Annotated in this window: 24 protein-coding genes; 13 read left to right on the top strand and 11 right to left on the bottom strand. The window is 43.3% G+C overall.

Going from position 1 to position 25,218, the window contains the following annotated elements; all coding sequences use genetic code 11:
- Positions 1-243 precede the first annotated feature (243 nt).
- Positions 244-2,145, top strand: a complete 1,902-nt coding sequence (locus Q1J64_RS10545) for a sensor domain-containing phosphodiesterase (protein ID WP_301109022.1) — start codon at positions 244-246, stop codon at positions 2,143-2,145.
- 49 nt (positions 2,146-2,194) lie between these two features.
- On the opposite strand, the gene Q1J64_RS10540 is transcribed toward Q1J64_RS10545, so the two are convergent.
- Genes Q1J64_RS10540 through Q1J64_RS10530 form a run of 3 tightly spaced genes read right to left on the bottom strand, consistent with a single transcriptional unit; the run spans position 2,195 to position 4,518 of the window.
- Positions 2,195-3,847, bottom strand: coding sequence for a b(o/a)3-type cytochrome-c oxidase subunit 1 (locus Q1J64_RS10540; RefSeq protein WP_301109021.1), 1,653 nt, complete (start codon positions 3,845-3,847; stop codon positions 2,195-2,197).
- A gap of 3 nt (positions 3,848-3,850) precedes the next feature.
- On the bottom strand, positions 3,851-4,351 hold the full coding sequence (locus tag Q1J64_RS10535; RefSeq protein WP_301109020.1) for a cytochrome c oxidase subunit II: 501 nt from the start codon (positions 4,349-4,351) through the stop codon (positions 3,851-3,853).
- 26 nt (positions 4,352-4,377) lie between these two features.
- Positions 4,378-4,518, bottom strand: coding sequence for a cytochrome c oxidase subunit 2A (locus tag Q1J64_RS10530; protein WP_301109019.1), 141 nt, complete (start codon positions 4,516-4,518; stop codon positions 4,378-4,380).
- Between the two features lie 352 nt (positions 4,519-4,870).
- Here Q1J64_RS10530 and Q1J64_RS10525 point away from each other — a divergent pair, with 352 nt between their 5' ends.
- The 3 genes from Q1J64_RS10525 to Q1J64_RS10515 all read left to right on the top strand — a co-directional run bounded on the left by Q1J64_RS10525 (position 4,871) and on the right by Q1J64_RS10515 (position 6,965).
- Positions 4,871-5,575, top strand: coding sequence for a glucosamine-6-phosphate deaminase (locus tag Q1J64_RS10525; protein WP_301109018.1), 705 nt, complete (start codon positions 4,871-4,873; stop codon positions 5,573-5,575).
- Positions 5,576-6,304: 729 nt separating this feature from the next.
- The gene (locus Q1J64_RS10520; protein ID WP_301109017.1) at positions 6,305-6,784 is read left to right on the top strand and encodes a C40 family peptidase; all 480 of its coding nucleotides are present in this window, start codon (positions 6,305-6,307) and stop codon (positions 6,782-6,784) included.
- Between the two features lie 40 nt (positions 6,785-6,824).
- Positions 6,825-6,965 carry a hypothetical protein gene (locus Q1J64_RS10515; protein ID WP_301109016.1) on the top strand — a complete coding sequence of 47 codons (141 nt, stop codon included), beginning with the start codon at positions 6,825-6,827 and terminating at the stop codon, positions 6,963-6,965.
- A gap of 26 nt (positions 6,966-6,991) precedes the next feature.
- Here the strand turns inward: Q1J64_RS10515 and Q1J64_RS10510 are convergent, their stop codons facing one another.
- Positions 6,992-7,900 (bottom strand): accessory Sec system S-layer assembly protein, encoded by a 909-nt coding sequence (locus Q1J64_RS10510; protein WP_301109015.1) that lies wholly within the window; start codon positions 7,898-7,900, stop codon positions 6,992-6,994.
- A complete protein-coding gene (secA2, locus tag Q1J64_RS10505) occupies positions 7,897-10,263 on the bottom strand; it encodes an accessory Sec system translocase SecA2 (RefSeq protein ID WP_301109014.1) in 2,367 nt (788 codons plus the stop codon). The genes Q1J64_RS10510 and secA2 overlap by 4 nt, the downstream gene beginning before the upstream one ends.
- Positions 10,264-10,601: 338 nt before the next feature.
- Between secA2 and Q1J64_RS10500 the strand changes: the two genes are divergently transcribed.
- The gene (locus tag Q1J64_RS10500; protein WP_301109013.1) at positions 10,602-11,651 is read left to right on the top strand and encodes a glycosyltransferase family 4 protein; all 1,050 of its coding nucleotides are present in this window, start codon (positions 10,602-10,604) and stop codon (positions 11,649-11,651) included.
- Between the two features lie 221 nt (positions 11,652-11,872).
- Here Q1J64_RS10500 and Q1J64_RS10495 read toward each other — a convergent pair whose 3' ends face one another.
- Positions 11,873-12,913, bottom strand: coding sequence for an LCP family protein (locus tag Q1J64_RS10495; RefSeq protein ID WP_301109012.1), 1,041 nt, complete (start codon positions 12,911-12,913; stop codon positions 11,873-11,875).
- A gap of 116 nt (positions 12,914-13,029) precedes the next feature.
- Complete coding sequence (locus Q1J64_RS10490) at positions 13,030-13,662, bottom strand: YigZ family protein (RefSeq protein WP_301109011.1); 633 nt, start codon at positions 13,660-13,662, stop codon at positions 13,030-13,032.
- 147 nt (positions 13,663-13,809) lie between these two features.
- Between Q1J64_RS10490 and Q1J64_RS10485 the strand changes: the two genes are divergently transcribed.
- From Q1J64_RS10485 to Q1J64_RS10470, 4 genes are all read left to right on the top strand, one after another.
- Positions 13,810-14,958, top strand: a complete 1,149-nt coding sequence (locus tag Q1J64_RS10485; RefSeq protein ID WP_483315972.1) for a sensor histidine kinase — start codon at positions 13,810-13,812, stop codon at positions 14,956-14,958.
- Between the two features lie 37 nt (positions 14,959-14,995).
- Positions 14,996-15,670, top strand: a complete 675-nt coding sequence (locus Q1J64_RS10480) for a response regulator (protein ID WP_301109058.1) — start codon at positions 14,996-14,998, stop codon at positions 15,668-15,670.
- Between the two features lie 623 nt (positions 15,671-16,293).
- Entirely contained in the window at positions 16,294-16,857 is a 564-nt protein-coding gene (locus Q1J64_RS10475) for a nuclear transport factor 2 family protein (protein WP_301109009.1), read from the top strand.
- A gap of 160 nt (positions 16,858-17,017) precedes the next feature.
- Positions 17,018-17,395 carry a YhjD family protein gene (locus tag Q1J64_RS10470; protein WP_301109008.1) on the top strand — a complete coding sequence of 126 codons (378 nt, stop codon included), beginning with the start codon at positions 17,018-17,020 and terminating at the stop codon, positions 17,393-17,395.
- On the opposite strand, the gene Q1J64_RS10465 is transcribed toward Q1J64_RS10470, so the two are convergent.
- The 3 genes from Q1J64_RS10465 to Q1J64_RS10455 all read right to left on the bottom strand — a co-directional run bounded on the left by Q1J64_RS10465 (position 17,358) and on the right by Q1J64_RS10455 (position 19,874).
- A complete protein-coding gene (locus tag Q1J64_RS10465; RefSeq protein ID WP_301109007.1) occupies positions 17,358-17,894 on the bottom strand; it encodes a competence protein ComK in 537 nt (178 codons plus the stop codon). The two genes, Q1J64_RS10470 and Q1J64_RS10465, sit on opposite strands and share 38 nt — an antisense overlap.
- Positions 17,895-18,048: 154 nt before the next feature.
- Positions 18,049-19,212 (bottom strand): M20 family metallopeptidase, encoded by a 1,164-nt coding sequence (locus Q1J64_RS10460; protein ID WP_301109006.1) that lies wholly within the window; start codon positions 19,210-19,212, stop codon positions 18,049-18,051.
- Positions 19,213-19,364: 152 nt separating this feature from the next.
- The gene (locus tag Q1J64_RS10455) at positions 19,365-19,874 is read right to left on the bottom strand and encodes an antibiotic biosynthesis monooxygenase family protein (protein WP_301109005.1); all 510 of its coding nucleotides are present in this window, start codon (positions 19,872-19,874) and stop codon (positions 19,365-19,367) included.
- Positions 19,875-20,169: 295 nt separating this feature from the next.
- Between Q1J64_RS10455 and hemE the strand changes: the two genes are divergently transcribed.
- The 3 genes from hemE to hemY are packed head-to-tail and all read left to right on the top strand — an operon-like array spanning position 20,170 to position 23,620.
- Positions 20,170-21,213 (top strand): uroporphyrinogen decarboxylase, encoded by a 1,044-nt coding sequence (gene hemE / locus Q1J64_RS10450; protein ID WP_301109004.1) that lies wholly within the window; start codon positions 20,170-20,172, stop codon positions 21,211-21,213.
- A 24-nt stretch (positions 21,214-21,237) separates the two neighbouring features.
- Positions 21,238-22,173, top strand: a complete 936-nt coding sequence (hemH, locus tag Q1J64_RS10445) for a ferrochelatase (protein WP_301109003.1) — start codon at positions 21,238-21,240, stop codon at positions 22,171-22,173.
- Between the two features lie 28 nt (positions 22,174-22,201).
- On the top strand, positions 22,202-23,620 hold the full coding sequence (hemY, locus tag Q1J64_RS10440; protein WP_301109002.1) for a protoporphyrinogen oxidase: 1,419 nt from the start codon (positions 22,202-22,204) through the stop codon (positions 23,618-23,620).
- A 241-nt stretch (positions 23,621-23,861) separates the two neighbouring features.
- Here the strand turns inward: hemY and yhfH are convergent, their stop codons facing one another.
- Positions 23,862-23,987: a protein YhfH gene (gene yhfH / locus Q1J64_RS10435; protein WP_301109001.1), complete on the bottom strand. Its 126-nt coding sequence runs from the start codon at positions 23,985-23,987 to the stop codon at positions 23,862-23,864.
- A gap of 209 nt (positions 23,988-24,196) precedes the next feature.
- Between yhfH and lplA the strand changes: the two genes are divergently transcribed.
- Positions 24,197-25,189 (top strand): lipoate--protein ligase, encoded by a 993-nt coding sequence (lplA, locus tag Q1J64_RS10430; protein ID WP_301109000.1) that lies wholly within the window; start codon positions 24,197-24,199, stop codon positions 25,187-25,189.
- Positions 25,190-25,218 lie beyond the last annotated feature (29 nt).

Genomic DNA, 25,218 nt, shown 5'->3' with positions numbered 1-25,218 from the left:
TATTTAGCTATTTCTATTGAGTTAGCAAACTATTAAATTCAATCAATAAACCTAGTATACCGAAGAAAAATTCGAAAATATACATAACTAAAGACTGATATATAACAAATATTTATAGGTACAATTTCTATAAAGAAAGAAATTTATTATTCTTTATAGAAATTGTGGTAAGATTACTATAATTATACTGTTCAATAATATTGTCGATATAAAATGAATTTTGAGAAGAAGGGTGGTGCTTTTTTGCAAAAACATGATGAAATGGCCCAAACTCTGCAAAAGATTAATGCAATTCGTCAACAGCAGGAACAAGTATTTAAGATGGCTAAATACTATGCGGTAAGTGAAGAAACGATTAATACGTTATTGGAACAAATTTGCTTTGAAGTTTCGCAGATCATGAAATGCCAGCGAGTCAGTATTTGGCTCTTCAATGAAGATCGCACGCGTCTCCATTCACAAAACGCTTATAATGAAGAAACAAAAGAGCATACCATCGAAAGTGATTTTTGCATAGAAGACTTTCCTTTCTACTTTGAAGAGATTCAAAGTCAGCGAACGCTGGCTGCCGATGATATTGACGGCTGTCCTGCGACTAGAGAAATAGCAGAGAAATATTTTGCTACACCCAATCAGTTTGCTTCTTTATTGGATGCCTGCATAATCCTTAGTTCAGGGATCGGCGGATTACTCTGCTGTGAATCAAGGGAACGTCGTGAATGGAACTCATTTGACCGCATGGTAGTGTCGAGTATTGCGGATATGCTGTCCTTTCTATTCGATCGTTTAAGCCGAATTGATTTTGAGAAGAATTTGCATCGTCTGGCCTTCGTTGATCCTTTGACAGAGATGGGGAACTATAATGCGTTTCTGGCTCAAGCAGACGCTCGTATCTCAGAAGTGGACCAGAACCAAGAAGGTATTTTTGTCTATATGAACATAGATCAATTTATCGAAATACACAGCGTGCTCGGTCCGGAGCTGGCTGATGACATTATTCGTGTAGTAGCTGAACGTTTTTTGCTGCATTTTGAAAAGCCCTATCATGTCGCGAGAATTGCATTCGATCACTTTGTTATATTTGCACCATATGACAAAGGTGGTACTAAATTTAAGAGGAAGATGGAAAATCTGATCGACAAACTGCGTGAGCCGATTCTCGTCGCCAGCCAGGAAGTGTATCTAACCTTCAGTTACGGCATGGCTTATTACCCTAAAGACGTGCTGACGCCGATTGAGGGGGTTCAGGCTGCCCGTTTTGCACTCGAAACGAGCAAGCGCCAAACTTCGAGAAAAAGTGTGGGTGTCTATAATGCAGACACGCACCAGCATATGAAGCGGACAATGATGTCCGAGATGAACTTGCGCAAAGGTCTGGATATGAATGAATTTAGACTCTTCTATCAGCCGCAAGTATTATGTGATACAGGTGAAATTATAGGGTTTGAAGCATTGATCCGCTGGCAGCATCCTGAACTGGGATTGATCTATCCAGCTGACTTTATCGAACTGGCAGAATCAACCGGCTTCATTATATCCATTGGTGAATGGGTCATCCGTCAAGCGCTCGAGCAGCTGAAGCAATTTAAACAATTAGGGCTGCATGACCTAACTGTTTCAGTTAATTTATCGCCAAGGCACTTCCTGCAGCATAATCTGCCTGTCTATTTGGATAAATGCATTCAAGAGACGCAAATCGATCCGCGAAATTTGCTGCTGGAAATTACGGAAAGTGTAGCGATGGAACGGCATGAAATTGTGCAACAGCGAATTCATCAACTTGCTGAAAAAGGCTTCTCCATTGCAATAGACGATTTTGGTACAGGGTACTCTGCTTTTATTTATCTGCAGTCGTTCCCAATTAAACAACTGAAAATTGACCGTTCATTTATTATGAATATCGTGCATAATGACAAAAGCCGTGCGATTGTCAACGCGATTATCCAGCTCGGTAAGACATTGGAGATCCGTACAGTTGCTGAAGGTGTCGAAACACAGGAACAATGGGACATCCTGAAAGGGAAAAACTGTGATGAACTGCAAGGGTTCTACTTCGCGAAACCGCTGAATGAAGAAGATATGCAGTCGCTTCTGACTCGTATGAAAGCTGAGAATCAGCTGAGCTTGCCTGTAGTCCAAGTTTGAAAAAAAACCTTAAAAATCCACTATCGGATTTTTAAGGCTTTTTTATTGTTTAAGAACGTCCTATTGGCCAATCAAATGGAATCGATCCAGGAGGCGAGTGCTTAATGATATCAATCATTGGAATTGTATAAGCGAATAGAATCAACGCGATTGTAATACCAATCCACAGATACCAGTTCTCCAAGATTTTTGGTGTTTTTTCAGCATCCATATCTTCTTCAGCAATCGGATATTCTTCATAACCGCGAGGGGCAAAGAAGGCCAACTGTATAAAGATATAAACCATTAGTACAATACCAATGAATAGAATAGTTCCGCCGACAGCTTGTGAAACTTGATAGCTGATCCATGTAGCAACCTGATCTCCGCCTGCATATTCAGAGAAGTTCGAACGACGTGGACCGCCGAGTAAACCTTGAATGTGCATAGAAGTGGACATGATCATCATACCGACTGTCCAGATGATTGTTTGAATGATCCCTAATTTATTCAATTTAGGAGTCAGGCGACGGCCAGTTAAATGTGGAACCAGCCAGTATGCAATACCGAAATACGTTAAGATAACAGTCGTTGCAATGGTTAAATGGAAGTGCCCTGTAATCCAGATTGTGTTGTGCACAAGAGAGTTCATTTGGTGAGAAGCGTTAATAATACCGCCGGCTCCACCTGGAATGAACGCCACCATACCGACAAACGGTGCGAAGAAACGAACATCGCCCCAAGGAAGTTTCTTGAACCATCCGAATAAAGAAGTGTAGCCTTTATTTCTTCCGGTAGTTTCAAATGTTGCAAATAAAGAGAATGCAGTCATTAATGAAGGAATGACTACCATGAAAGTTAAGACAACTTGAATGAACTTCCAAGTAGGATCAATCCCTGGCTCTGTTAATTGGTGGTGGAAACCTACAGGAATCGAGAACAGTAACAGCAAAATGAAAGCCAGTCTTGCCAATGAATCACTGAATAATTTCCCACCGATAATCTTCGGGAGAACTGCATACCAAGCCATATAAGCCGGAAGCAACCAGAAATAAACAAGCGGGTGACCGAAATACCAGAATAGTGTACGAGTCAACAATACGTTAACTGTTGCAACGTATCCGAGTGACCAAGGTAAGATTAAAACCACTACAGAGTAAGCTACACCCAGTGAAGCTACAACCCACATGATCATGTTGATGACAACCATGAACGCAAGGAGCGGAGACTTTTCACCTTTATGTGCTTTCTTCCATACATATAATTGGCGGAAGTTTACGAAAGCAGCGATCCAGCTACCTATAATAACAAGTGCTAAACCGATATAGAAAATTGGATGAGCACGAAGAGGCGTATAGAATGTATATAATACAGAAGCTTCTCCTGTTAAGATCATCCAGGCAGCCAAAACTGTACCTACCAGCATGACCCAGAATGAAATCCATCCCCACATCATTTGCTTATCAGAAATTCCTACGGTTTTCCCCATTAGAGAGAACTGGAATCCGATAATAAAGAAGGTAGTCAGTACAAGTCCAAGTACTACACCGTGCGTTGTTAAAATCGTATAGTAATCAATGTTAAACGGTAATTTAAACTTACCTGAACGAACGAGTGTCTGCAAGAGTCCCATTAAGCCGCCCACTAAAAGCGAAACGAATGTGACATACATGAAGGACATATACAGTCTTGATTCTTTTTTTGAGAATTTAAATAGTTCCATTGGTTAGTACACCTCCACTGTGCCGAACATTAAGTGGTGACCGATGCCGCAATATTCATTACAGACAACCGTAAATTCACCATTGTTTTTCATAACCGTTTCAAGCCGGCTGATATGCCCGGGCTCTACCATCATGTTGACGTTCGTTCCGGCAACTTGGAAGCCGTGAACTACATCCTTACTTGTAATCTGGAAAAGAACAGTGGAACCTTTTGGTACTCGAATCGTCTTAGTAGGGCTGCCGTCCTCTTCTTTACCGAAGTCATAATTGAAAGCGGAAGCGACCATATTAACAACATATTTACCATCGGCTACTTCCGTTAGACCGAGATTATCGGGCTGGAATGCTTCATTCGCTTCCACGTTTTGCGGATCAATTGTTTCAATGTGACTTTGTGGGTGAGTTCCTTTCCAGAACGCTGCAAAGCCGATGATAATTAAGAATAAGACCAATGACCCTAAACCAAATGCGAGCCATACTTTTTCGTATTTATGCAGATGCATATTATTTCCTCCTCAAATGCTTTTGATTATCTAGATAAGAATAGACCGTAACTTGCGAACCACATGACCAGAATAGCGACGCCGACAATCATTACCATGATCAGCGTGCCTTTTAAATTCACATCTTCTTTCGTTTGTTTGTTTGAAGATAAATCTTTTTTGCTCAATGCAGCCACCTCCTTGCTGAAGAATTAATCTTACGTTTATCTTAATCTCAATCGGAGAATAAAGAATTAGGGAAAACCCTATGATTTCCAAACCTCATCAAAAGTTCACAATATGTTCAACCACTTAACATCTATTTGACATACACAAAGACCTGCTTTTATGCTTTGGAAGAAATAGATGAATCGATGCATGACATAATTACATCAGTATCTATTTTTTAAGGAGAGGTTTTTAAAAAGAGAAGCAGGGGAATGATAACGTAGACGAGTATTGTGTGATGTAAATCTTGACCAGATATCTATTTAAAACTAAAATAAATAAGTACAACTTAGGAAAGCCGGTGCATGTAAAATGGAAAACTTAAAATGGATCACAGTAAACAGCCCTAAAGAAGGAGTGAAAGAAGTTTACAATATAATAGAAGAAGAGCTTCGCAATAACAGATTGCACGTCCTTGGACTTGCAACAGGCAGCACCATGATCCCGGTCTATGAGGAATGGACCAATTCAAACCTGGACTTTTCCCAAGTAACAGCATTTAACCTGGACGAATACGTGGGTATAGATGCAGACAATCCCAACAGCTACGCCTATTTTATGAAAGAGCATCTTTTCAATAAGAAGTCATTCAAAGAAACATATATACCAAACGGGATGGCGACCGATCTTGATAAAGAGTGCCAGCACTATGAAGACGAGCTGAACGCACATCCTCTTGATATTCAGTTACTCGGCGTAGGGGAGAACGGCCACATTGCCTTCAATGAACCCGGCACATCGCCAGAATCCGTGACGCATGTCGCGACACTTACGGATTCTACTCTAGGCGTCAACAGCCAGTACTTCGAAAACGACGATAAAATCCCGAACATTGCATTGACGATGGGAATCTCTTCTATCATGAAGTCGAAAAAACTCATCATGATCGCGTTCGGCGAGAAAAAGCGCGCGGCGATGGAAAAACTAAAATCAGGCGAGGTTACAACCGACTGGCCAATTACTAAATTATTAATCCACGAAGACGTGGTAGTCATAACAGATCTGCAAATCGACTGATCACAATAAAAAACTGCTTCTTCACATTTTGTTTTGTGAGAGAAGCAGTTTTTGTTTCTGTAGAGGAGATTTTGTAATTGGTAAGTATGCCGTTGCCCTGCGTTTCAGGCGGATGCTTTCGGAAAGGCAATACAGTGGCTTGCTGTTTTTAAGAATATATGTATTACCATCGCTAAGTAAGTTGGCAGTATCCAACATACTATTGGGCTTGAAATACGCCACTGCACTTATTAAGTTTTTACTACATAAAGAGTGAGGTTAGCAAAACAATAACAGTATCCTCGACTTGAATACAGAATACCTTTTCAAAGCTCAATATACATAAAATGTATTGCAAACATAACTAGTGGACCGAAGTGCAGGGCGGCGACTCCCGGAGGATTAGCGTGAGTCTTGAGACCCCGCAGGAAGCGAAGCGAACGAGTGGCTCAAGCCACGCCCTCGGGAAAGCGTCCGCCCGGAACGTAGGGGAACGATCTCCGTTCCGCTTACTTTCTATATACTATAACTCGATATTTTATCCTTTTCAAACAGTCTCCCCTCACATAATAAAACATGAAAAAATGAATGTAATATTGCAAAGTGTTTCAAAAGTAACAGATATTACGGATTCGACATAATTCTGTTACATAACTGTAATATAACCAGCGTTTGATAAATGATAAAGTTAATTCAACATAAAAGGTTAGCAAGTTACCAAAAATACATATAATTATATCGGAGGAACACATGAACTTATTGAAGAAAACGTTTTTAGTCTTGGCAATGTCTATTTTATTACTCGTCGCTCCTTTCGCTGGACAAGCAGATGCATCAACACATGCTACTAACATCACAAAAACAGCAACAAGCCTTACAGGTATTAAATACCGTTACGGCGGTACAACAAAAGCAGGCTTTGACTGCTCAGGCTATGTCGGTTATGTATTTGCACAAAACGGACTTAAAGTAGCACGCACATCAGGCGGTATGTACGCGTCTGGACAAGCAGTGAAAAAATCCAACCTCACATCAGGCGATCTAGTATTCTTTAATACTAGCGGCCGCGGTGTATCTCACGTAGGTATTTATGTAGGGGACGGAAAATTCGCACATGCTTCAACATCTAAAGGTGTACGTGTTGATAAATTAAACGATCCATATTACTGGGGCAAGCGCTATGTAGGTGCAAAGCGTATTGCAGGTGTTAATCCGGTAGCAGCTAAATAAGACAAACTTCAATCGGTCTTCCAATAGGGGGATCGATTTTTTGTTTTGTAAAAAAGGAGAAACGAGCCAAACTAAAGCGGGAACGAACCAAAACTTGCTTCCGACGAACCAAACCACTCTGCAGCCGGCCATTCAATATAGCTATACAAAAAAGAAGCTGTCCGGTAGTCATATTAAATGACTGTTCGGGCAGCTTCTAACGTTTTATTAGTTTGTAGAATCTTGCGGTACTCGGATCGTCCAGCGTGAGAAATCTGGCTCGTCCTTTTTAATCAGTTCTGTTGGATAAATGAATGTCCACGGGGTAGTGCTGTTCGCTTTTACTGAAAGAGGAGGATTCAATTCAAATGTTCCTCTTGCAACCAGATCGCCGGTTGCATCAATCAGCTCAAGTGGAAGCTTTTCGATATTGATCTGCTTCGAGTGACCGTTACGGACAAATACAGAAGCTGCAATATTAGCATCTTCCTGCTTCTGTATTTGGAAACCTGCGATATTTACTTCGCGCGGCTTCAATTTAGGAAGACCTGCCACTACTTCAGCAAGTGCTTCTTTTTGTTCGGCCGGAAGCTGTTCTTCCCATGAAGGAGCCAGTTCCAATTGGTGCGGCATCATGGAGTGTACGTTGAACGCGAGCTTCCAGTTTGTAGCAGGAACTTCCTCTGCAAGCTGATCTTTCGGTTCAAATACGAATACCCATGGGCGAGCACTGCGGGCAGGAATTTCGCCCAGTTCGTTTAAATCAAACTCCGCTGAAGCTGCTGTGTTGCCATCTTCGTCAATCAATAGTAATTCAATAGATCCTACCGTAATTGCCTGATCTAGTGAAGAACGGAAGAACGATTTGACGAGCCAGCTGTCATTGGCAGGTTCATAGTCTATATCGATCCCTGACAATGAAATTTGATTTGGTTTTAATGGTTCCAGTTCATTGGCAAGGAAACGGAACACATACTCTTGCTCCTGTGTCAGAGTCCATTCTGGATGAAGAGAAAGAGCTGTTTCAATATCTTTATTGCCAGAGGTGTTGCCACCGTTTTCTAGAATTTCATTGGATTCCACTGTACTGTCTAACCCAGTTTTATCTGTCTTTTTAAATAGGTTGAAGAGTTTCATTGGGAAACCTCCTGTTCTTGTGTGTGTAATTGCTTCATGAATGCGATGATTTCGGACGCAATGTCACGGCGCAGACGCTGATAGTGCTTGCCAAATAATTGCAGGCCTTCACGCTGGTAAATACGCATTGGATCTTCTTGTCCGTAAGAACGCAAACCGATTCCTTCTTTGAGGCGAGTCATGACTTCCAAATGCTTGACCCACATGGTATCCAGATAACTCAGCATAACTTGCGGAAGTAGCTGGCTTACCTGTTCATTATCAGTGAATGTGTCGATAAATGCAAACAACTCTTCCATTCTTTCATCGTATTGCTTGAGAATATCAGCTGTTTTATCCAATGAATCTGGCAATTCGACAGGGGTCAGCAACAGTGAGTTCATCGTACGTTGTATGCGGTCGAAATCCCAGTGATCAGCAATTTCATTGTCAGGGCAGCTATCGAGTACAACGAATTCTACCGTTTCTGAAAGCATCGTCTTCAGCATTTCGAAGATATCATTTCCTTCTAGCACACGGTTACGCAATGAATAGATAACTTCACGCTGGTCGTTGATGACATCATCCAGCTTCAAATTGTACTCACGCATGGAGAAGTGAGCGCCTTCGACGATTCGCTGTGTACGTTCCGTCAATTCATGCACTTCAGGATTCTGTACTTTTCCAGTTTCATCAGTGCGTACTTTCGTCAGGAACTTTTCTAGCTCTTCTGGAGAGAATCGGATGTACATTTCATCCTCCAATGAAAGATAGAATTGGCTTTCGCCGTGGTCGCCCTGACGTCCAGAACGCCCGCGTAACTGGTTGTCTACACGACGGCTTTCATGCTTTTCTGTACCAAGTACAAACAATCCGCCGTTCTCTTCAACACCTTCACCAAGCACGATATCAGTACCGCGCCCTGCCATATTCGTAGCTACCGTAATATGTCCGTGCTGTCCGGCCTGTGAAATTAACTCCACTTCTTGCTCGACGCTTTTCGCATTCAACAGGTGGAATGACAAACCTTTTTCTCTTAAATGCTTGGCAACCGCTTCTGACTGCAAAATCGAAGTGGTACCAACGAGAATCGGCTGGCCTGTTGCGTGGCGTGCTGCGACCTCTTTTGCCACAGCTTTATATTTTTCTTCAATCGTCCTATATACGAAATCAGGAGAATCAATTCGCGCACGCGGACGGTTAGTTGGAATCTGAATAACTTCCATATTATATACTTCGCGGAATTCTTTATCCTGCGTTTTTGCTGTACCCGTCATACCGCACAGTCTTGGATACATACGGAAGTAGTTTTGAATGGTAATCTGCGCCTGCGCTTTATTTTCATCTGTAATTTCGACGCCTTCTTTTGCTTCGATCGCTTGGTGCAGTCCGTCAGAAAGCGTACGGCCTTCCATGATACGTCCGGTGAACATATCGACCAGTTCGATTTTTCCGTCACGTACAATGTAATCCACATCGCGCTTGAAGATGACGTATGCGCGAACGGCCTGAATGACATAATGGTAAAGCGTCTGGTGATCCAAATCGTATAAGTTATCGATGCCGAATGCTTTCTCGACTTTTTCGATTCCTTGTTCCGTCAATGAAGTAGCTTTTGTTGCATCATCAAACTCGAAATCTTCATCCTTTTTGAAGCGTTTCGCCAAGCGTGCAGCAATAAGGTGCAGATCTGTGTCCGCCTGCATTTTACCTGCGACAATCAGCGGTGTTTTCGCTTCATCGATCAGTACACTGTCGACTTCATCGATAATGGCAAAATGATACGGTCGCTGTACTTTCTGCGAAGGATGCTGCACCATATTGTCACGCAGATAGTCGAAACCGAATTCTGTTCCCACACCGTATGTGATATCAGATTGATAGGCCGCTTGTTTTTCAGGACCCTGCATCATCGGCACATTCAATCCGACAGTCAGTCCAAGGAAACGATGGATCTGCCCAATCTGCTCGTAGTCACGTTTCGCCAAATAATCGTTGACCGTGATGACGTGGACACCTTTTCCTTCTAACGCTCTTACGTAAGAGGGGAGGGAAGCAACGAGTGTTTTACCTTCACCCGTCGGCATCTCAGAAATATTACCTTCTGTCAAAACAGCTCCGCCAATTAATTGGACATCGAAATGACGCATACCGAGAACGCGCTTGGAAGCTTCGCGTACAACGGCGAATGCATCAGGCAAGATCGTTTTGATCGTTGCTCCGCCTTCCAGCTGCTCTTTAAATTGATCCGTCATACCTGATAAATCATCGTCCGACATAGCAATGTATTTAGGCTCAAGTGAATTGATCTGCTCCACGATTTTACGGTACCTGCGCAGCTGTCGCTCACTCGTCCCAGTTTTTCGCTTAAAGATACTCAACATAATTTAGACGCTCCTTTAATAAACCTCTTTCTAAATGAGAGATTCCTTTCTATTTTATCAAAAAGCCATGCAAAAGACTATCTTTGATAAAAACCTTCAGCAAATGCGGTGATGGCTGGTGAATTTTAACGACACGGAACTTCTTTCATCTAATAAGCGTCTAGATTAGACATACAAAAAAAGGACATGTGTCCGTCGCTTACCTAGCCGTATTTATAGTTTACAAGCGAGCGTCCATGGGAAAGAGAAGGGTACGTGCACTTAGTAGTGAAATCTAGCAGCAACCGTGCTATAATGAAATGCAATATGAACTTTATTGCTAATCGGGGAGGAAAGACATGATATTCATCGCAATGGCTGCAGCTTTCATCGCTGCCGTCATACTTACACCACTTGTCATCAAACTCGCTTTTCGTATAGGTGCGGTTGACCGTCCCAATTACAGAAAAGTCCATGCGAGAATTATGCCTCGAATTGGTGGATTGGCTATTTTCGGTGCGTTTATTATTGGATATGCAATTTTATTGCCGCAAGACGAACATGTGAATGAAATCGGTTTTTTAGTCGGTGCATTATTGATCGTCCTGATTGGCTTTTTAGATGATATGCTGGAAATTACAGCGAGAGCAAAAGCTTCAGGTCAGCTGGTAGCTGCGTTAGTTGTCGTCCTTTGGGGCGGCTTGCAAATCGAATTCATTAACCTACCATTACTAGGACAGCTAGACTTCGGCTACATGAGTATTCCAATTACAGTCATTTGGATTATTGGTATCACAAATGCCATTAACCTGATTGATGGTCTTGACGGTTTAGCAGCAGGTGTTTCAACCATCGCACTTATTGCCATTACGGTGATGGCAGCGATGATGGGGAACTTCTTCGTTGCAGCCACAGCGTCTATATTAGCAGCCAGTTCGCTTGGATTCTTGATTTACAACTTTCATCCGGCGAAAATATTTATGGGTGATACGGGGTCATTATTCCTTGGCTTCATGATATCAGTACTGGCGCTTCTCGGATTTAAGAATGTAACGGTAGTATCTTTAGTATTCCCTATCATCATGCTAGGTGTTCCGATTTCTGATACGTTTTTTGCAATCGTCAGACGTGTTCGAATGAAACAGTCGATTACAGCTGCAGATAAATCGCATTTGCATCACTGTCTGTTGCGAGCAGGTTTTTCACATAGACAAGCTGTACTGACGATTTACGGGATTGCCATATTGTTTGGATCAGCAGCTGTATTGTTCTCGCAGGCAACCGTATGGGGTGCATTATTACTCCTGTTCGTCATGCTGATTGTCATTGAATTATTCGTTGAATTAATTGGACTGGCAGGCGCGAACTACCGCCCGCTGTTAAATCTAGTCCGTATGATTGGTAAATAAAAATAACAACAAGGCTCTCATCCGCACATGTGGCGGCTGGGAGTTTTTTGTGTGTATTTTAAAAATGGCTTGCTCATAAAACTTCAACAACTGCTCATACTAGTTTTGCAAGTGTGGGATAGGCTCGGCGCCTGCGCTCATACGGCGAATAAGGCGTCAAATAATATAAAAAACGAGTAACGAGAACCAATTGGTTCGTCACTCGTTTCTATTACTATAACTTATTGATGGGCGACCTCAGAAGGCGGGGATGCTTGGTTTGTATCCAGCTCCGTCAGGGAAGAGGAGTCTGGAATGAGGCCAAGGTGAGATTTTAAGATTTGTTTCGTATCTTCTAAATCCTGTTCATCCAGCTTGTAATAATAAACACCCGTAGACCAGTCATCATAACCATTCAGACTGAGTGTATCGACTTCTGGCATTCCGCTTTTCACATATTCAATGAAAGATAGCATTTGCTTCGACGTCATGTCTGTTTTCATATTATCGCCAAGCGCGCTGATGACATCACCGTATTTGGTGATTGATTTGACCGAAGTTGCTTCCTTGATCATCGCTTGAAGGATCATCTGCTGACGTTTGCCTCGTTCGATATCGCTGTCCAGTTTGCGTGTCCGTGCTAAAGCGAGTGCATGGCGTCCGTCTAACCGCTGCATACCCGGCATTAAGTGGATCGCGTTTTTATCATTTTCATCTTTTTCGATTCGTTCATACGGTACTTCAACTTCTACTCCACCCAGTGCATCCACTACATCGATAAACGCATTAAAGTTCATCTTGACGTAATAGTTAATGGGAATATCGAAAAGCTCTTCCACTGCATCGATGGAAGCAGCGGTGCCTCCGTAAGCGTGCGCGTGTGTAATTTTGTCTTTGTGATCGACTTTTGGAATATATACATACGAGTCACGGGGAATGCTCACGAGTTTTACACTCTTATGTTTAGGATTAAGTGTCGCCAAAATCAGAGCGTCGGAACGTCCGTTTTCTTCATTTTCCTTGCGGGCTTCACTTTCATCAACTCCTACAAGAAGAATAGATACTTTATCCTTCGCAGGTTCTACTCGCATTTCTTGTTGTGAATTTTTTTTTGCGAGTGGTTCATAGGAACGGTCCAGGACATCTACTGTTTGGTTATGCAGTTTCGCAGCGTACACGGCACCCACTCCCACTACAGCAAGAAATAGCGATAGGAATATTTTTAAGAAGAGTCTGGTTTTTGATGAGGACTTCTTCTTTTTTTTATAATCTTTTCTTTTCATTATATACCTCCAAAATGTACGGCGTAAAAAGCCGTCAATGGCAAATTAAGCAAAAAAACAGCCGAAAAGAAACACCTTCCGCTATTATACCTGTTTTTTCAACATACGTATAGTATTCAAACAGTGAATTCCAAAAACTTGTGACGAATCACAGTCATTTCCGCCTGGCCGTTTGTCATCTCCATCATCCAGTCCCGGAAAAGCTTTTCTTCTTCGACAGGAACATATAAAAACAAACCGACGTCCTCTTCATAGACGATCTCTTCTAAAGGATAGTCTGACTGCCGGACTTCATTCTCGACTTTGCCGAGCCATGTATAGTCTATGGAAGTTTTAATGAGTACATGCAATTTTCTTTCGACAGCGCCTGTTGCGGCAATACCTTCGGATGCAGCCTTGCCGTAAGCGCGGATTAAACCTCCTCCGCCGAGCTTGATGCCTCCGAAATAGCGTGTTACGACGATGACGGTATCTTTAAGATGCTGCTTTTTTAGAACCTCCAAGATTGGAACGCCGGCGGTCCCGGAAGGTTCCCCGTCATCATTCGCTTTTTGAATTTGGTCATGTTCACCTATTATATATGCTGAGCAATTATGCGTGGCGGAATGATGCTGTTTCTTGATTTCCTGAATAAATTCCAAAGCTTCTTCTTCTGTCTCTGCCCGTTTGACAAATGAAAGGAAACGCGATTTTTGAATCACGAATTCACTTTCTCCAAAATGATTGACGGTTTTATAATTTGCTCGCATTTGTCGTACCCCCTGCATTTGTAATATACTTATAATACTTTTACATCATCTAGGTGCTATACTGTATATGAGTGTATAAGTATTTAGGCTAAACTGCAATGCTGCTCACTTTGCTTATTTTTACATAGACAGGTGCGGGAGGGAGTAATTTTGAACGAGAAGGCGATTGACATCCAACAGATGGAGAAGATCTTTGGAAATATGGTAGATGTAATGGATCAATCAAAAAATGACATATTTCTAATCAGCGAACAAAGCCGAAAAAGTTTTGAAGAAATGCAAAAGGAATTAACGGAAGTGAAAGACAGCATTTCACATGTCATCACAGAAGGCGATTATTTGGAAGATATGTCACGCCACTCTAGAAAACGCTTAGCGAACGTGTCGAAGAACTTTATCAATTACAGCGAAGACGAAGTGAAACAGGCCTATAGTGTAGCAAATGATTTGCTTGTACGCGTCTCCATCAATAAAATGGAGGAAAAGCAAATGCGCGAACGGCGTGATGAACTTGAACGCCGACTTGCACTGCTGCTCTCTACAATTGAAAGGGCTGATCAACTTGTTAATCAAGTAACCACTGTGATTACTTACTTAACATCCGATTTAAAAAATGTAAGTGCGGCACTTGAAACTGCCCGTCATAAACAGGACTTTGCCATCCAGATTATTCAAGCACAGGAAGAAGAACGTAAACGGCTTTCACGTGACATTCATGACGGCCCGGCACAGATGCTTGCGAATGTTCTGATGCGTTCAGGATTGATCGAGAAAACATTCGTTCAACAAGGTCCGGACAATGCACTGCAGGAACTATCCCAATTAAAAGAATCAGTCAGAGGGGCTTTATCTGAAGTACGACGCATCATTTATGATCTGCGTCCCATGGCGTTGGATGACTTAGGACTTGTCCCAACATTGAAAAAGTATCTATCCACAATTAGTGAATATGAGGATCCGCTCATCATTCATTTTCAGAGCAATGGTTCTGAAAGAAGATTTGATTCCAATTTTGAAATAGGAATTTTCCGGATGATTCAAGAATCTGTGAATAACTGCATTAAGCATGCGAAAACAGATGAAATCTGGGTGAAAATCGAATGGATGCATGAAACCGTAAATATACTCGTGAAAGATAAGGGCTGCGGCTTTGATACGAATGAAGTAAAAGAAAAATCATTTGGTTTGATTGGAATGCAAGAACGTGTGGATTTGCTAAAGGGAGAAATGACAGTGAATTCGAGTATTGGAGAAGGCACATCAATTCTTTTCCGAATCCCATTAGATGAGAAATGATAAGTAAGGTATAGACTTGGAGGAACTGGAAATGGAAATAACAAAAATTTTAATTGTAGATGATCACCAATTATTCCGCGAAGGTGTGAAACGGATCTTAGACTTTGAAGAGTCGTTCGACGTAATAGCGGAAGGTGACGACGGAAATGAAGTGCTTGGACTGTACGAGCAGAATCAGCCGGATGTTGTATTGATGGATATTAATATGCCGCGCATGAACGGTGTGGATGCAACAGAGCTTTTGGTGAAAGAATATCCTGATGCGAAGGTTATTATGCTGTCAATCCACGACGATGAGTCGTACGTGACACACGCGCTGAAAACAGGCGCACTTGGCTATATGTTGAAAGAAATGGATGCAGACGCAATTGTGCAGGCGATTAAAGTGGTCGCTGCCGGCGGATCTTATCTACATCCGAAAGTAACACATAATTTAGTATCTGAGTTCCGCCGTTTGAGCGAGAGAGAACACAAAGGTTCTTTCCAGCAAAACGATATCCGCCGTCCGCTTCATTTGCTGACAAAGCGTGAATGTGAAGTATTGCAATTGCTGACAGACGGACAAAGCAACAGGACAATTGGTGAGACACTCTTCATTTCAGAGAAAACAGTCAAAAACCACGTCTCCAGCATCCTGCAGAAGATGAGCGTAAACGACCGTACACAAGCAGTAGTCACAGCTATCAAAAACGGCTGGGTAGAAGTTAAATAAATAAAAAAACGAGAAAGGTCTTTTGTGAAAAAGGCCTTTCAGTTTGTAGATAAACAGGTTTAGTGGTTATGGCTTTGCGAGAGTTCTGTGGTTATAGGATGGCAGTCTGGGATTGCGCTTCAGCCGGTACGCTTTCCGGAGGGCCCGCGGTGAGCTGACTTGGTCGCAAGCTCCCCAAAGTCGTCTCACCTGTCGGGCTGATCCTCCCGGAGTCGACCGGCTTACGCTCCAATACTTATATAGTAAGTATTGTTACTTGGTCTGCTCATTGAATTTATTGCGTGAACTTATTGTTGACCATAATAATTTTGTGAGTACTCTATACAAAATTCTTTGCTTGCAGAATCCGCAATGCGCTATGGAAAAGGACTTTTCATACAAAGTATAAAAGTAATGCCAGTTGACCGAAGTGCAGGGCGGCGACTCCCGGAGGATCAGCGTGCGCCTTGAGACCCCGCAGGTAGCGCAGCGGACGAGGAGGCTCAAGTCACGCCCTCGGGAAAGCGTCCGCCTGGAACGCAGGTCAACGGTCTCCTAACTACTTGCTTTCTCACTAATTCTTGTCCACAAACTGAAAGGTCTTTTGCGAAAAAAAGGCCTTATTCTCCGTTCAGGAGGTAACAATGAAAAAACAATTAGCAGCGGCATCTGTCGCACTTGCGCTAGTATTGGGTGCGTGTAATAAAGCAGAAGAAACGAATCCGAATGATGTAGAAAACGGAGAGGCAGCTCCGGGCAGCGGGGCAATTGACCACGGTATCGACGATAAAAAGGTCGGCTTCAGCATGTCAGGCGACCAAGTCGAAGAAGCCGCAGGTGTGCCAGATGAAGAAAGAGACAACATCCTTGCAGCATTCAATCAATATATCGAAACACTGAATAACAAAGACATAGACGGCTATCTCGCTACACTTTCCACAAAAGGCTATGACGCAAAAGAAGAGCGGAAAGCAATGGAAGAGATGCTAGCAACAACTGAAATTCAGCGCGAAGCTGACAATGAAACCATTGTTAAGTATTCAAAAGAAGAAGCGCAATTGTTTTCTACTTTGAAAACCACGCTTACTGAAACATCCAGCGGCGTGCAGAACATTGCAGACGGACGTCAAGTAACCGTCTTCCATAAAGAAGACGGCAAATGGAAAGTATTTTCAATCCACTTCATTGGAGACGAACCGGCGAAGTAAAGAAGAAGGCTGTTGCGGATAGTCATGTAGATGACTATCCGCAACAGCCTCTTTTTTTGGTAATTCCAATAGAAATTCCCACATGTAACTTGCTTGCTTTTCAAGTAAGTAAAGATTATAATCATAATACGAACACTAGTTCTAATAGGAGGCGAAGCGCATGCCTTTGATCCCTTCAGAAGCACTGCCCTATTTAGAAAACTATATTTACCTGCCTATGCTGTTGACGATTCTTGAAAGGGACCGGCAGCTTGTAGAGCAAATGCCTTTCAAATTAAAAAGCCCATACCTCAACTTAGTGGACGACACGATGAATGCAGTGACGGCAGAACTCCAGAAAACCGCGATTTACTTGCGTCAGCACAAAATGAAAGTTATTCGTAAATCAACAGATGAATTATTTACGGAATATCTATTTCTGCATGACGGCTATGAAGATTCCCGCCGCTACTTGAATGTCCGCCTTCGAAACCGTACCGAAGAGCTGCTGAATCAGTATCTTAGGAAATTGGGGAGTCGGAATGTTTCGGCTCCATAACCATCGAATAGGAACTGCGCAATTCTTCTTGTGCGTTATCAAACCGCTGAGACAGAACGTGAGACAATGTGACTTGGCGATACACTGTATTCATTGACGTTTTCAATGGCAAGTTTGCATTATTCTTCAGCACGAGGGACACTCCGTCTTTATGCGGATGAGCATCTTTGACCGCGTGAAAGGCAACCCATGTATTCTGGTGCAGTGATGGTGATAATAATGGGAAAAACAGTAACGGTTTATTATGCGAGTGAGTTAACATGATGGGTGGTTTATGTCGTTTCTTCAAATCTTTTTTGGAGCTTTCAATAATTGCTTCGAGGTTGGTGCGGTAATGAGCGCAGGAGTCACGCATGATTTCCAGCGGAGTTTTTTCGACGAAGAATGTTCGATTACTCTCAATGACTTGCGTGAAAAAGGGATTAGGGTGTTTCCCGTTCAGTAATGCGAAAGTATGAAACGTCACGACGTAAGAAGATAAAATTTGTTCATGAGCCATAGCATTCCCTCCAATTTTTATAGGCCGATATACGTATGATCTCATTATAAGACAGAAAAATCAAAAATCAACAAGATAATTATCTAAAAGGGAAATATTCTCTATATTTCGCTAAAAAAGCTGCCGACCTTTTGAAAAGGCTGACAGCATTCATTTACTTCTGGTAGTCAATTGCCGCCGCACCAAGTGTTTTTGCGGCAGCGATCATCGCTGATTCATCAAAATCAAAACGTGGGTGGTGGTGAGGGTAAGCATCTTCAGGTTTAGCTCCAGTAAAGAAGAAGGTTCCGGGAACTTTCTCTAGATAGTACGAAAAGTCTTCTCCGCCCATCTGTGGTTGCACTTCTTCCACGCCGCGCAAGCCGGGAATTGTGTCCGCCACTGATTTGAGGAACTTTGTCTCTTTTTCGTGATTGACGACTGCTGGGTAGCCGCGGGAATAATCCACTGTAATTTCGCAGTCATTCATGACGGCAGTGCCTTGTACAACCCGACGAATTTCCTCTTCCATCAGATTCCGAAGTTCCGGTGTGAATGTTCGGACAGTCCCAATAATTACCGCTTGGTCCGCTATGACGTTATAGGCATTATCCGAAACGAAGGAACCGACAGACAGCACGGCGGATTCAATTGGATCTACACGTCTTGAAACAATCTGCTGCAGGTTCATGACCAATTGCGCACCGATGACGATGGCGTCTTTTGTTTGATGTGGGGCCGCGCCGTGACCGCCGGCTCCCTGAATCGTAATTTGGAATCGGTCAGGGGCAGCCATAATCGGACCTGGAGCATAATAAATGATGCCTGAATCAAGTAACGACCATAAATGTGTACCAAAAATCACATCGACACCGTCAAGACAGCCGTCTTCTATCATGGCGATGGCACCGCCCGGAGCGAGTTCCTCTGCATGCTGGTGAATATATACATATTCGCCTGAAAGATCTTCGCGCATTTCATGCATAGCCTTCGCCAGTTGCAAAAGTGTCGCAGTGTGTCCGTCATGTCCGCAGGCGTGCATCACACCAGGGACTTGAGAAGCGTATGGTGTCTCTTTTTGATCCTGGATTGGCAGTGCGTCAAAATCTGCACGAAGCGCGACAGTCTTCCCGGGCTTGCCACCTTTCACTCTCGCGACAAGTCCATTGCCGCCCACATCTGTACGCACTTCAACGCCCAGTTTATTATAAAAATCCGCTATATACGCAGCGGTCTTTTCTTCTTCGAATGAAACCTCTGGATTCATATGCAGATAGCGGCGAATTTCCACCATGTCATCGTAGGACTGTTCTAGTTTCTTGAATAGCATCTCTTTCATGACCATTCCCCTTTCTCTTGCCGGTATGTCCACTCAGTATAGTTTTCATTATAGCAATGGGGCAGAAGGCAAGCAAACTAAGGAATCCAAAGATTCAGATAGTGCAAAAAGAGATCTGACGTCTACGCATCAGATCTCTTCGCTATAATCAATTAAATTTCTTCGGTCGGCGTAGTATAAGTGGCGGTATAGGGAGCACTTGTGAAGATGTGCAGTGTGGCGCCGCCTTGATCTTTGAATTCACCCGGATTGGAAAGCTGATAGCCCGGTGAGTTATGCCACAATTCGTAATGGCGTCTGTCTGACCACTCCGTTAGAACAATATAAGTATCAGAACCGATCGGGCGTAAAAGACGGAAAGCCAGGAAGCCCGGCATGTTTACTAACTTATCACCGGTCATTTTGTACTGATGCTCAAAAATTGGTTTTCCTTCATCTGTGACTGCCACATTGTCCATCGCAAAGTAGCCGTCGTGTGTAAGATCTCCTGCAGTTCCGACGACTTCATATTTTCTTGGCGTCTGGAAAACAGACTTGCCATTTGTTTCATGCAATAGAAGCGTGTGGCCGCCTCCGTTCATTAGAATGATTGATTCATCTACGTACTTATCTCTTATTTTTTCCATAAAATCCATCGTTCCCGTTGTCATATAAATATTCATAACTAATTTCCTCCTTTGACTAGTAACAGTGGTGTGAAACGCGCGTACGATGATCTATCCTGTTATGTATTCTAATAGTAATTAATTCCCCTAAATACATCAAATCAAACATAAAGTGAGTTAGTTACTAAAGAATGATTGTCGAAAAAATGGCGAAGTACCGCTCACGGTAAGCACAAAATTATGACAAAGGGGCAATTCGCTATACATTGACTTGTCAAGAGTTTATGATGATAAACGGATAATAATTTACTAATTGAAAAATGAAAAATAACAGAAAGAGGGTTCGGTGAATATGACAGCGTTTAATGATACATTGCTTCGTGCTGCCAGAGGAGAAAAGATTGAGCACACTCCTGTATGGTTCATGCGTCAGGCGGGCCGTTCGCAGCCGGAATATCGTAAAATTAAAGAGAAATACTCCCTGGAGGAAATCACACATCAGCCTGAATTATGTGCGTACGTAACGAAGTTGCCGGTTGATCAATATGATGTCGATGCAGCCATTCTATATAAAGATATTGTTACACCGTTAGTAGGAATCGGTGTGGATGTGAAGATTAAATCAGGTGTGGGACCTGTCATCTCGAACCCGATCCGCTCTGCTCAGGATATCGAAAATCTTGGAGAGTTTTCTGCCGAAGAGCAAGTACCGTATGTGTTGGACACGATCAAACTTCTTACACAGGAGCAATTGAACGTGCCGTTGATCGGTTTTGCAGGCGCTCCGTTTACGCTTGCGAGCTATATGATTGAAGGCGGGCCTTCGAAGGGCTATAACCTGACGAAATCGTTTATGGTATCTGAACCACAAGCTTGGTTCGCATTGATGGATAAGCTTGCGGATATGACGATTACGTATATTCAGGCACAAGTAGCAGCAGGAGCAAAAGCAGTACAGATCTTTGATTCGTGGGTGGGAGCGCTCAACGTCTCTGATTACCGGATTTTTATTAAGCCGACAATGACACGGATTTTCTCTGAGCTTCGCAAATTAAATGTTCCGTTGATTACATTTGGTGTAGGGGCAAGTCACCTGGCAAATGAATGGCATGATCTGCCAGTTGATGTGGTAGGGCTGGACTGGCGTTTATCTGTTAAAGAGGCTGGCGAGCGTGGGCTGACGAAGCCACTTCAAGGAAACTTGGATCCGTCTATGCTGCTTGCAGACTGGTCAGTAATTGAAGAACGTGCGAAAATCATCGTGGAACAAGGCGTTGAACACGGGAGTCACATCTTTAACTTAGGACACGGGGTATTCCCTGAAGTGAATCCGGCAACACTGAAGCGATTGACGGCTTTCGTACATGAATATAGTGCACAATTGCGTTCAAAATAAAATCAAACTTTTGAGGTGATACAGATGACAAAGAAGAAAATGGGCTTACTTGTAATGGCTTACGGCACACCGAATTCGTATGACGACATAGAATCTTACTACACGCACATCCGCAGAGGCCGTCCGCCAGCACCTGAACAATTGGAAGATCTTCGCAATCGCTATGAAGCAATCGGCGGGATTTCTCCACTGGCAAAAATTACGGAGGATCAGGCTAATGCGCTTGGCAACCATTTGAATGAAGTGCAGAGCGATATCGAATTCCATGTCTATATCGGCTTAAAGCATATTGCACCGTTTATTGAAGATGCAGTTCAGAAAATGCATAATGACGGAATTGAAGAAGCTGTGTCCATCGTTCTGGCACCTCATTTCTCGACGTTCTCTGTGAAATCTTACAATGGCCGCGCGAAAGAAGAAGCGGATAAGCATGATATTCGTCTGACATCAGTGGAAAGCTGGTACAAGCAGCCGAAATTCATCGAGTACTGGGCGAATCAATTGCGCCAGACATACGGTGCGATGGATGAAGCGGAGCGTGAAACTACATGCCTGATTGTATCCGCACACTCTTTGCCAGAAAAGATTTTGGCGAACGGCGATCCATATGCCGATCAGCTGAAGGAAACAGCAGAATTGATCACAGAAGCAGCAGGCGTGAAGACGTATGCGCTCGGTTGGCAAAGTGAAGGACAGACGGGCGAACCTTGGCTCGGGCCTGATGTGCAGGATCTGACGCGTGAATTGTTTGAAACCAAAGGCTATAAATCATTCGTCTACACACCGGTTGGTTTCGTATCAGATCACCTTGAGGTGCTGTATGACAATGATTATGAATGTAAAGTAGTATGTGACGAAATCGGTGCAGCGTATCACAGACCGGCGATGCCGAATACGGATGCGTTATTCGTAGACGCGATGGCGGATGCGGTACTGGATAAATTGAACGAATCGAATTAATTGCAACATGATCGGAGTGATGAGGGACATGAGCGAACGAAAAAAAGCAGTCATTATCGGCGGTGGCATCACAGGTCTCTCAGCGGCTTTTTATATGCAGAAAGCGGCGAGAGAACAGGGGCACCCTCTTGATATTACGTTGATTGAAGCGTCAACTGAACTGGGCGGTAAAATTCAGACAGTCCGTCGAGACGGCTATGTAATCGAGCGCGGTCCTGACTCCTTTTTGATCCGTAAGAAAAGTGTTGATCAGCTGGCGGCCGATCTTGGTATTGCAGATCAGCTCGTACGAAATGCGACAGGGCAAGCTTATATTTTACTGCAAGATGAAATGCATCCGATTCCTGCAGGTGCAGTGATGGGGATTCCGACAGAAATCAAACCGTTTATTACGTCGGGGTTGTTCAGTCTAACCGGCAAATTACGTGCAGCAGGAGACTTCGTGCTGCCGCGTTCTGAAGTGACGGGCGATCAGTCGCTGGGACACTTCTTCCGTCGGCGTTTTGGAACGGAAGTAGTAGAAAACCTTATTGAGCCGCTGTTATCAGGCGTTTATGCGGGGGACATTGACCAAATGAGCCTTGAATCTACATTTCCGCAGTTCTATGAAGTGGAGAAACAGCATCGCAGTCTGATTTTGGGCATGAAAAAAACAACGCCTAAACAGCTACCACAAAAAAACAGTCACAGTTCTAAGAAGATGGGTGCATTCCACACATTCCGAAACGGTCTGGAATCGGTTGTTGAGGCACTTGAAGATCAGCTTGGTAATGTGGAAGTTTTGAAAAATACACGTGTGACAAAGATAGACAAGCGTGACGGCCGTGCAATTTTGACGCTGAGCGATCAGCAACAAATAGAAACGGACGCAGTCATTCTGGCATCCAGTCATTCAGTGGCAAGCCAGCTATTTGAACCGTACGGATTATTGAAGGAACTCGGAACGATTCCGACGACTTCTGTCGCGACAGTTGCACTCGGTTTTCCGAAACAGGCAATGAAACGTGAAATTGACGGAACCGGATTCCTCGTGCCGCGCAGCAGTAATTATTCGATTACCGCGTGCACGCTCGTTGACCGGAAATGGCCGACTACGACACCGGACGATAAAGTATTGATCCGCGCGTTTGTCGGACGTCTCGGTGAAGAGGCGATCGTTGATTTGCCGGACAGTGAGATCGAGAAAATTGTCTTGCAGGATTTGCGCGAGATACTTGAATTAGAAGGACAGCCTGAGTTCTGTATGATCACACGCTGGAAAGATGACCGGCCGCAGTATCGGGTTGGACATAAAGAGAAAATTATTCGTGCGCGTGAAGAACTTCAAACGCAATTCCCGATGGTACAGCTAGCGGGTGCGTCATATGACGGCGTTGGCCTTCCTGATTGTATTGATCAGGGAGTAGAAGCGATGGGAAATGTACTGTCGCAGCTTTTTAATCAGTAGGGATATAGTGGTTGCCTCTGTAAGTCATTGAAAAAAATGGCTTGCGGGGGCAACTTTTTTGTTGAGAAATTTTTCAGAGGGGAAGAATGATCATAGCATGCTGCTCGGCGCTAATACGGCAGTTTTCAATGTGCGTTGAACACGCAGATTGGCTCGCTCTGTGGCAGTATGGGTGCGGTTACGCCTGTTTTTAGGCGTAAAAAAAGCGAATATCGAGATATCCGCCGAATGAAAGTTATATTTATTTTATGTTGCAGTGATCACATTGATTAGAGTAGCACTCATGCTGCTCTTCGATGTCGTTTCCACATGTTACACAAACCTTCGCCGGCAAGTTTCTGAAAAACTCTACAATGCTTTCTACCATAATATATACATCCCCTTTGTTTGTTGTTGTATAACTCCTTGCTATATTCATAGTGTATTATAACAGTTGGCAAAAGTCAACAATCCCTATAAAGTTCTGTTAAAATGGATTCAGGCCTTTCGTGGCGCGTTTCACAAAGGTTTTACGGGTTCAGAATTGCAAGAATACACTAAAAATAAATGTGACAAAATTGTGAGGAGAGAAGAAATATGAAGTTTATCGATAATAAAGGCATCACAGATCCGCAAATTAACTTGGCAATTGAGGAATATGTGCTGCAAACGATGGATGTAGACAAAGATTCGTACTTGCTGTTCTATATCAATGAACCTTCCATCATTATCGGCAAGAATCAGAACACGATTGAAGAGATTAATACCGAGTTTGTAGACAGCGAAGGCATTCATGTTGTGCGCAGACTGTCCGGCGGCGGAGCGGTGTATCATGACCACGGCAATCTAAATTTCAGTTTCATTACGAAAGACGACGGAGAGTCATTCCGCAACTTCAAGAAATTTACAGAGCCTGTAACCGATGCGTTAGCGAAGATGGGAATTAAAGCCGAACTGCAGGGGCGCAATGATATTTTAATTGACGGACGGAAAATCTCCGGCAATGCACAGTTTGCAACAGGCGGCCGGATGTTCAGTCATGGGACCTTGCTGTTTGATACAGATATGGAAGGTGTCGTCAACTCGCTGAAAGTGAAGAAAGATAAAATTGAATCGAAGGGCATCAAGTCGATCCGCAGTCGTGTAGCCAATATTTCAGAGTTCTTGGAGGAGCCGATTTCCATTGAGCAGTTCAGAAAGGAAATCTTGAATTCAATTTTCGACGGTGAAGAAAATATTGAATATCGTGAACTGACGGATGAAGACTGGAATAAAATTAATGAGCTATCTGCTGAGCGCTACGGTAACTGGGACTGGAATTACGGACGTTCTCCGAAATTTAACGTCCAGCAGTCCAAGCGTTTCCCTGTCGGTGGCATCGATGTGCGCTTGCATGTGGAAAAAGGCATAATTGAAAACATTCATATTTACGGCGACTTCTTTGGTGTAGGGGAGGTAAAAGAAATCGAAGAACGGCTGATTGGCGTGAAGTACGAGCGGCAAGCCATCACAGAAGCTCTTGAATCCATGAATGTCGAGAGGATTTTAGGCGGCATTCAACTGGATGAGTTTGTTGGATTGCTTTATTAAGGAATACAGAAGCGTGTGTCTTTCGAGGC

Source organism: Sporosarcina sp., assembly GCF_029257255.1.
Classification (GTDB): domain Bacteria; phylum Bacillota; class Bacilli; order Bacillales_A; family Planococcaceae; genus Sporosarcina.
The sequence above is the reverse complement of the archived record's forward strand: the minus strand, read 5'-3'. Positions and strand labels throughout refer to the sequence as shown.

What these genes read in the sequence shown, in the direction of transcription:
- lplA (WP_301109000.1), top strand. Translation starts at nt 24,197, where the DNA reads ATGAAGTTTATCGATAATAAAGGCATCACAGATCCGCAAATTAACTTG.
- Q1J64_RS10525 (WP_301109018.1), top strand. Translation starts at nt 4,871, where the DNA reads ATGGAAAACTTAAAATGGATCACAGTAAACAGCCCTAAAGAAGGAGTG.
- Q1J64_RS10495 (WP_301109012.1), bottom strand. Translation starts at nt 12,913, where the DNA reads ATGAAAAGAAAAGATTATAAAAAAAAGAAGAAGTCCTCATCAAAAACC.
- secA2 (WP_301109014.1), bottom strand. Translation starts at nt 10,263, where the DNA reads ATGTTGAGTATCTTTAAGCGAAAAACTGGGACGAGTGAGCGACAGCTG.
- Q1J64_RS10535 (WP_301109020.1), bottom strand. Translation starts at nt 4,351, where the DNA reads ATGCATCTGCATAAATACGAAAAAGTATGGCTCGCATTTGGTTTAGGG.
- Q1J64_RS10500 (WP_301109013.1), top strand. Translation starts at nt 10,602, where the DNA reads ATGATATTCATCGCAATGGCTGCAGCTTTCATCGCTGCCGTCATACTT.
- Q1J64_RS10475 (WP_301109009.1), top strand. Translation starts at nt 16,294, where the DNA reads ATGAAAAAACAATTAGCAGCGGCATCTGTCGCACTTGCGCTAGTATTG.
- Q1J64_RS10510 (WP_301109015.1), bottom strand. Translation starts at nt 7,900, where the DNA reads ATGAAACTCTTCAACCTATTTAAAAAGACAGATAAAACTGGGTTAGAC.
- Q1J64_RS10540 (WP_301109021.1), bottom strand. Translation starts at nt 3,847, where the DNA reads ATGGAACTATTTAAATTCTCAAAAAAAGAATCAAGACTGTATATGTCC.
- Q1J64_RS10455 (WP_301109005.1), bottom strand. Translation starts at nt 19,874, where the DNA reads ATGAATATTTATATGACAACGGGAACGATGGATTTTATGGAAAAAATA.
- Q1J64_RS10465 (WP_301109007.1), bottom strand. Translation starts at nt 17,894, where the DNA reads ATGGCTCATGAACAAATTTTATCTTCTTACGTCGTGACGTTTCATACT.
- hemY (WP_301109002.1), top strand. Translation starts at nt 22,202, where the DNA reads ATGAGCGAACGAAAAAAAGCAGTCATTATCGGCGGTGGCATCACAGGT.
- Q1J64_RS10470 (WP_301109008.1), top strand. Translation starts at nt 17,018, where the DNA reads ATGCCTTTGATCCCTTCAGAAGCACTGCCCTATTTAGAAAACTATATT.
- Q1J64_RS10460 (WP_301109006.1), bottom strand. Translation starts at nt 19,212, where the DNA reads ATGAAAGAGATGCTATTCAAGAAACTAGAACAGTCCTACGATGACATG.
- yhfH (WP_301109001.1), bottom strand. Translation starts at nt 23,987, where the DNA reads ATGGTAGAAAGCATTGTAGAGTTTTTCAGAAACTTGCCGGCGAAGGTT.
- hemE (WP_301109004.1), top strand. Translation starts at nt 20,170, where the DNA reads ATGACAGCGTTTAATGATACATTGCTTCGTGCTGCCAGAGGAGAAAAG.
- Q1J64_RS10520 (WP_301109017.1), top strand. Translation starts at nt 6,305, where the DNA reads ATGAACTTATTGAAGAAAACGTTTTTAGTCTTGGCAATGTCTATTTTA.
- Q1J64_RS10490 (WP_301109011.1), bottom strand. Translation starts at nt 13,662, where the DNA reads ATGCGAGCAAATTATAAAACCGTCAATCATTTTGGAGAAAGTGAATTC.
- hemH (WP_301109003.1), top strand. Translation starts at nt 21,238, where the DNA reads ATGACAAAGAAGAAAATGGGCTTACTTGTAATGGCTTACGGCACACCG.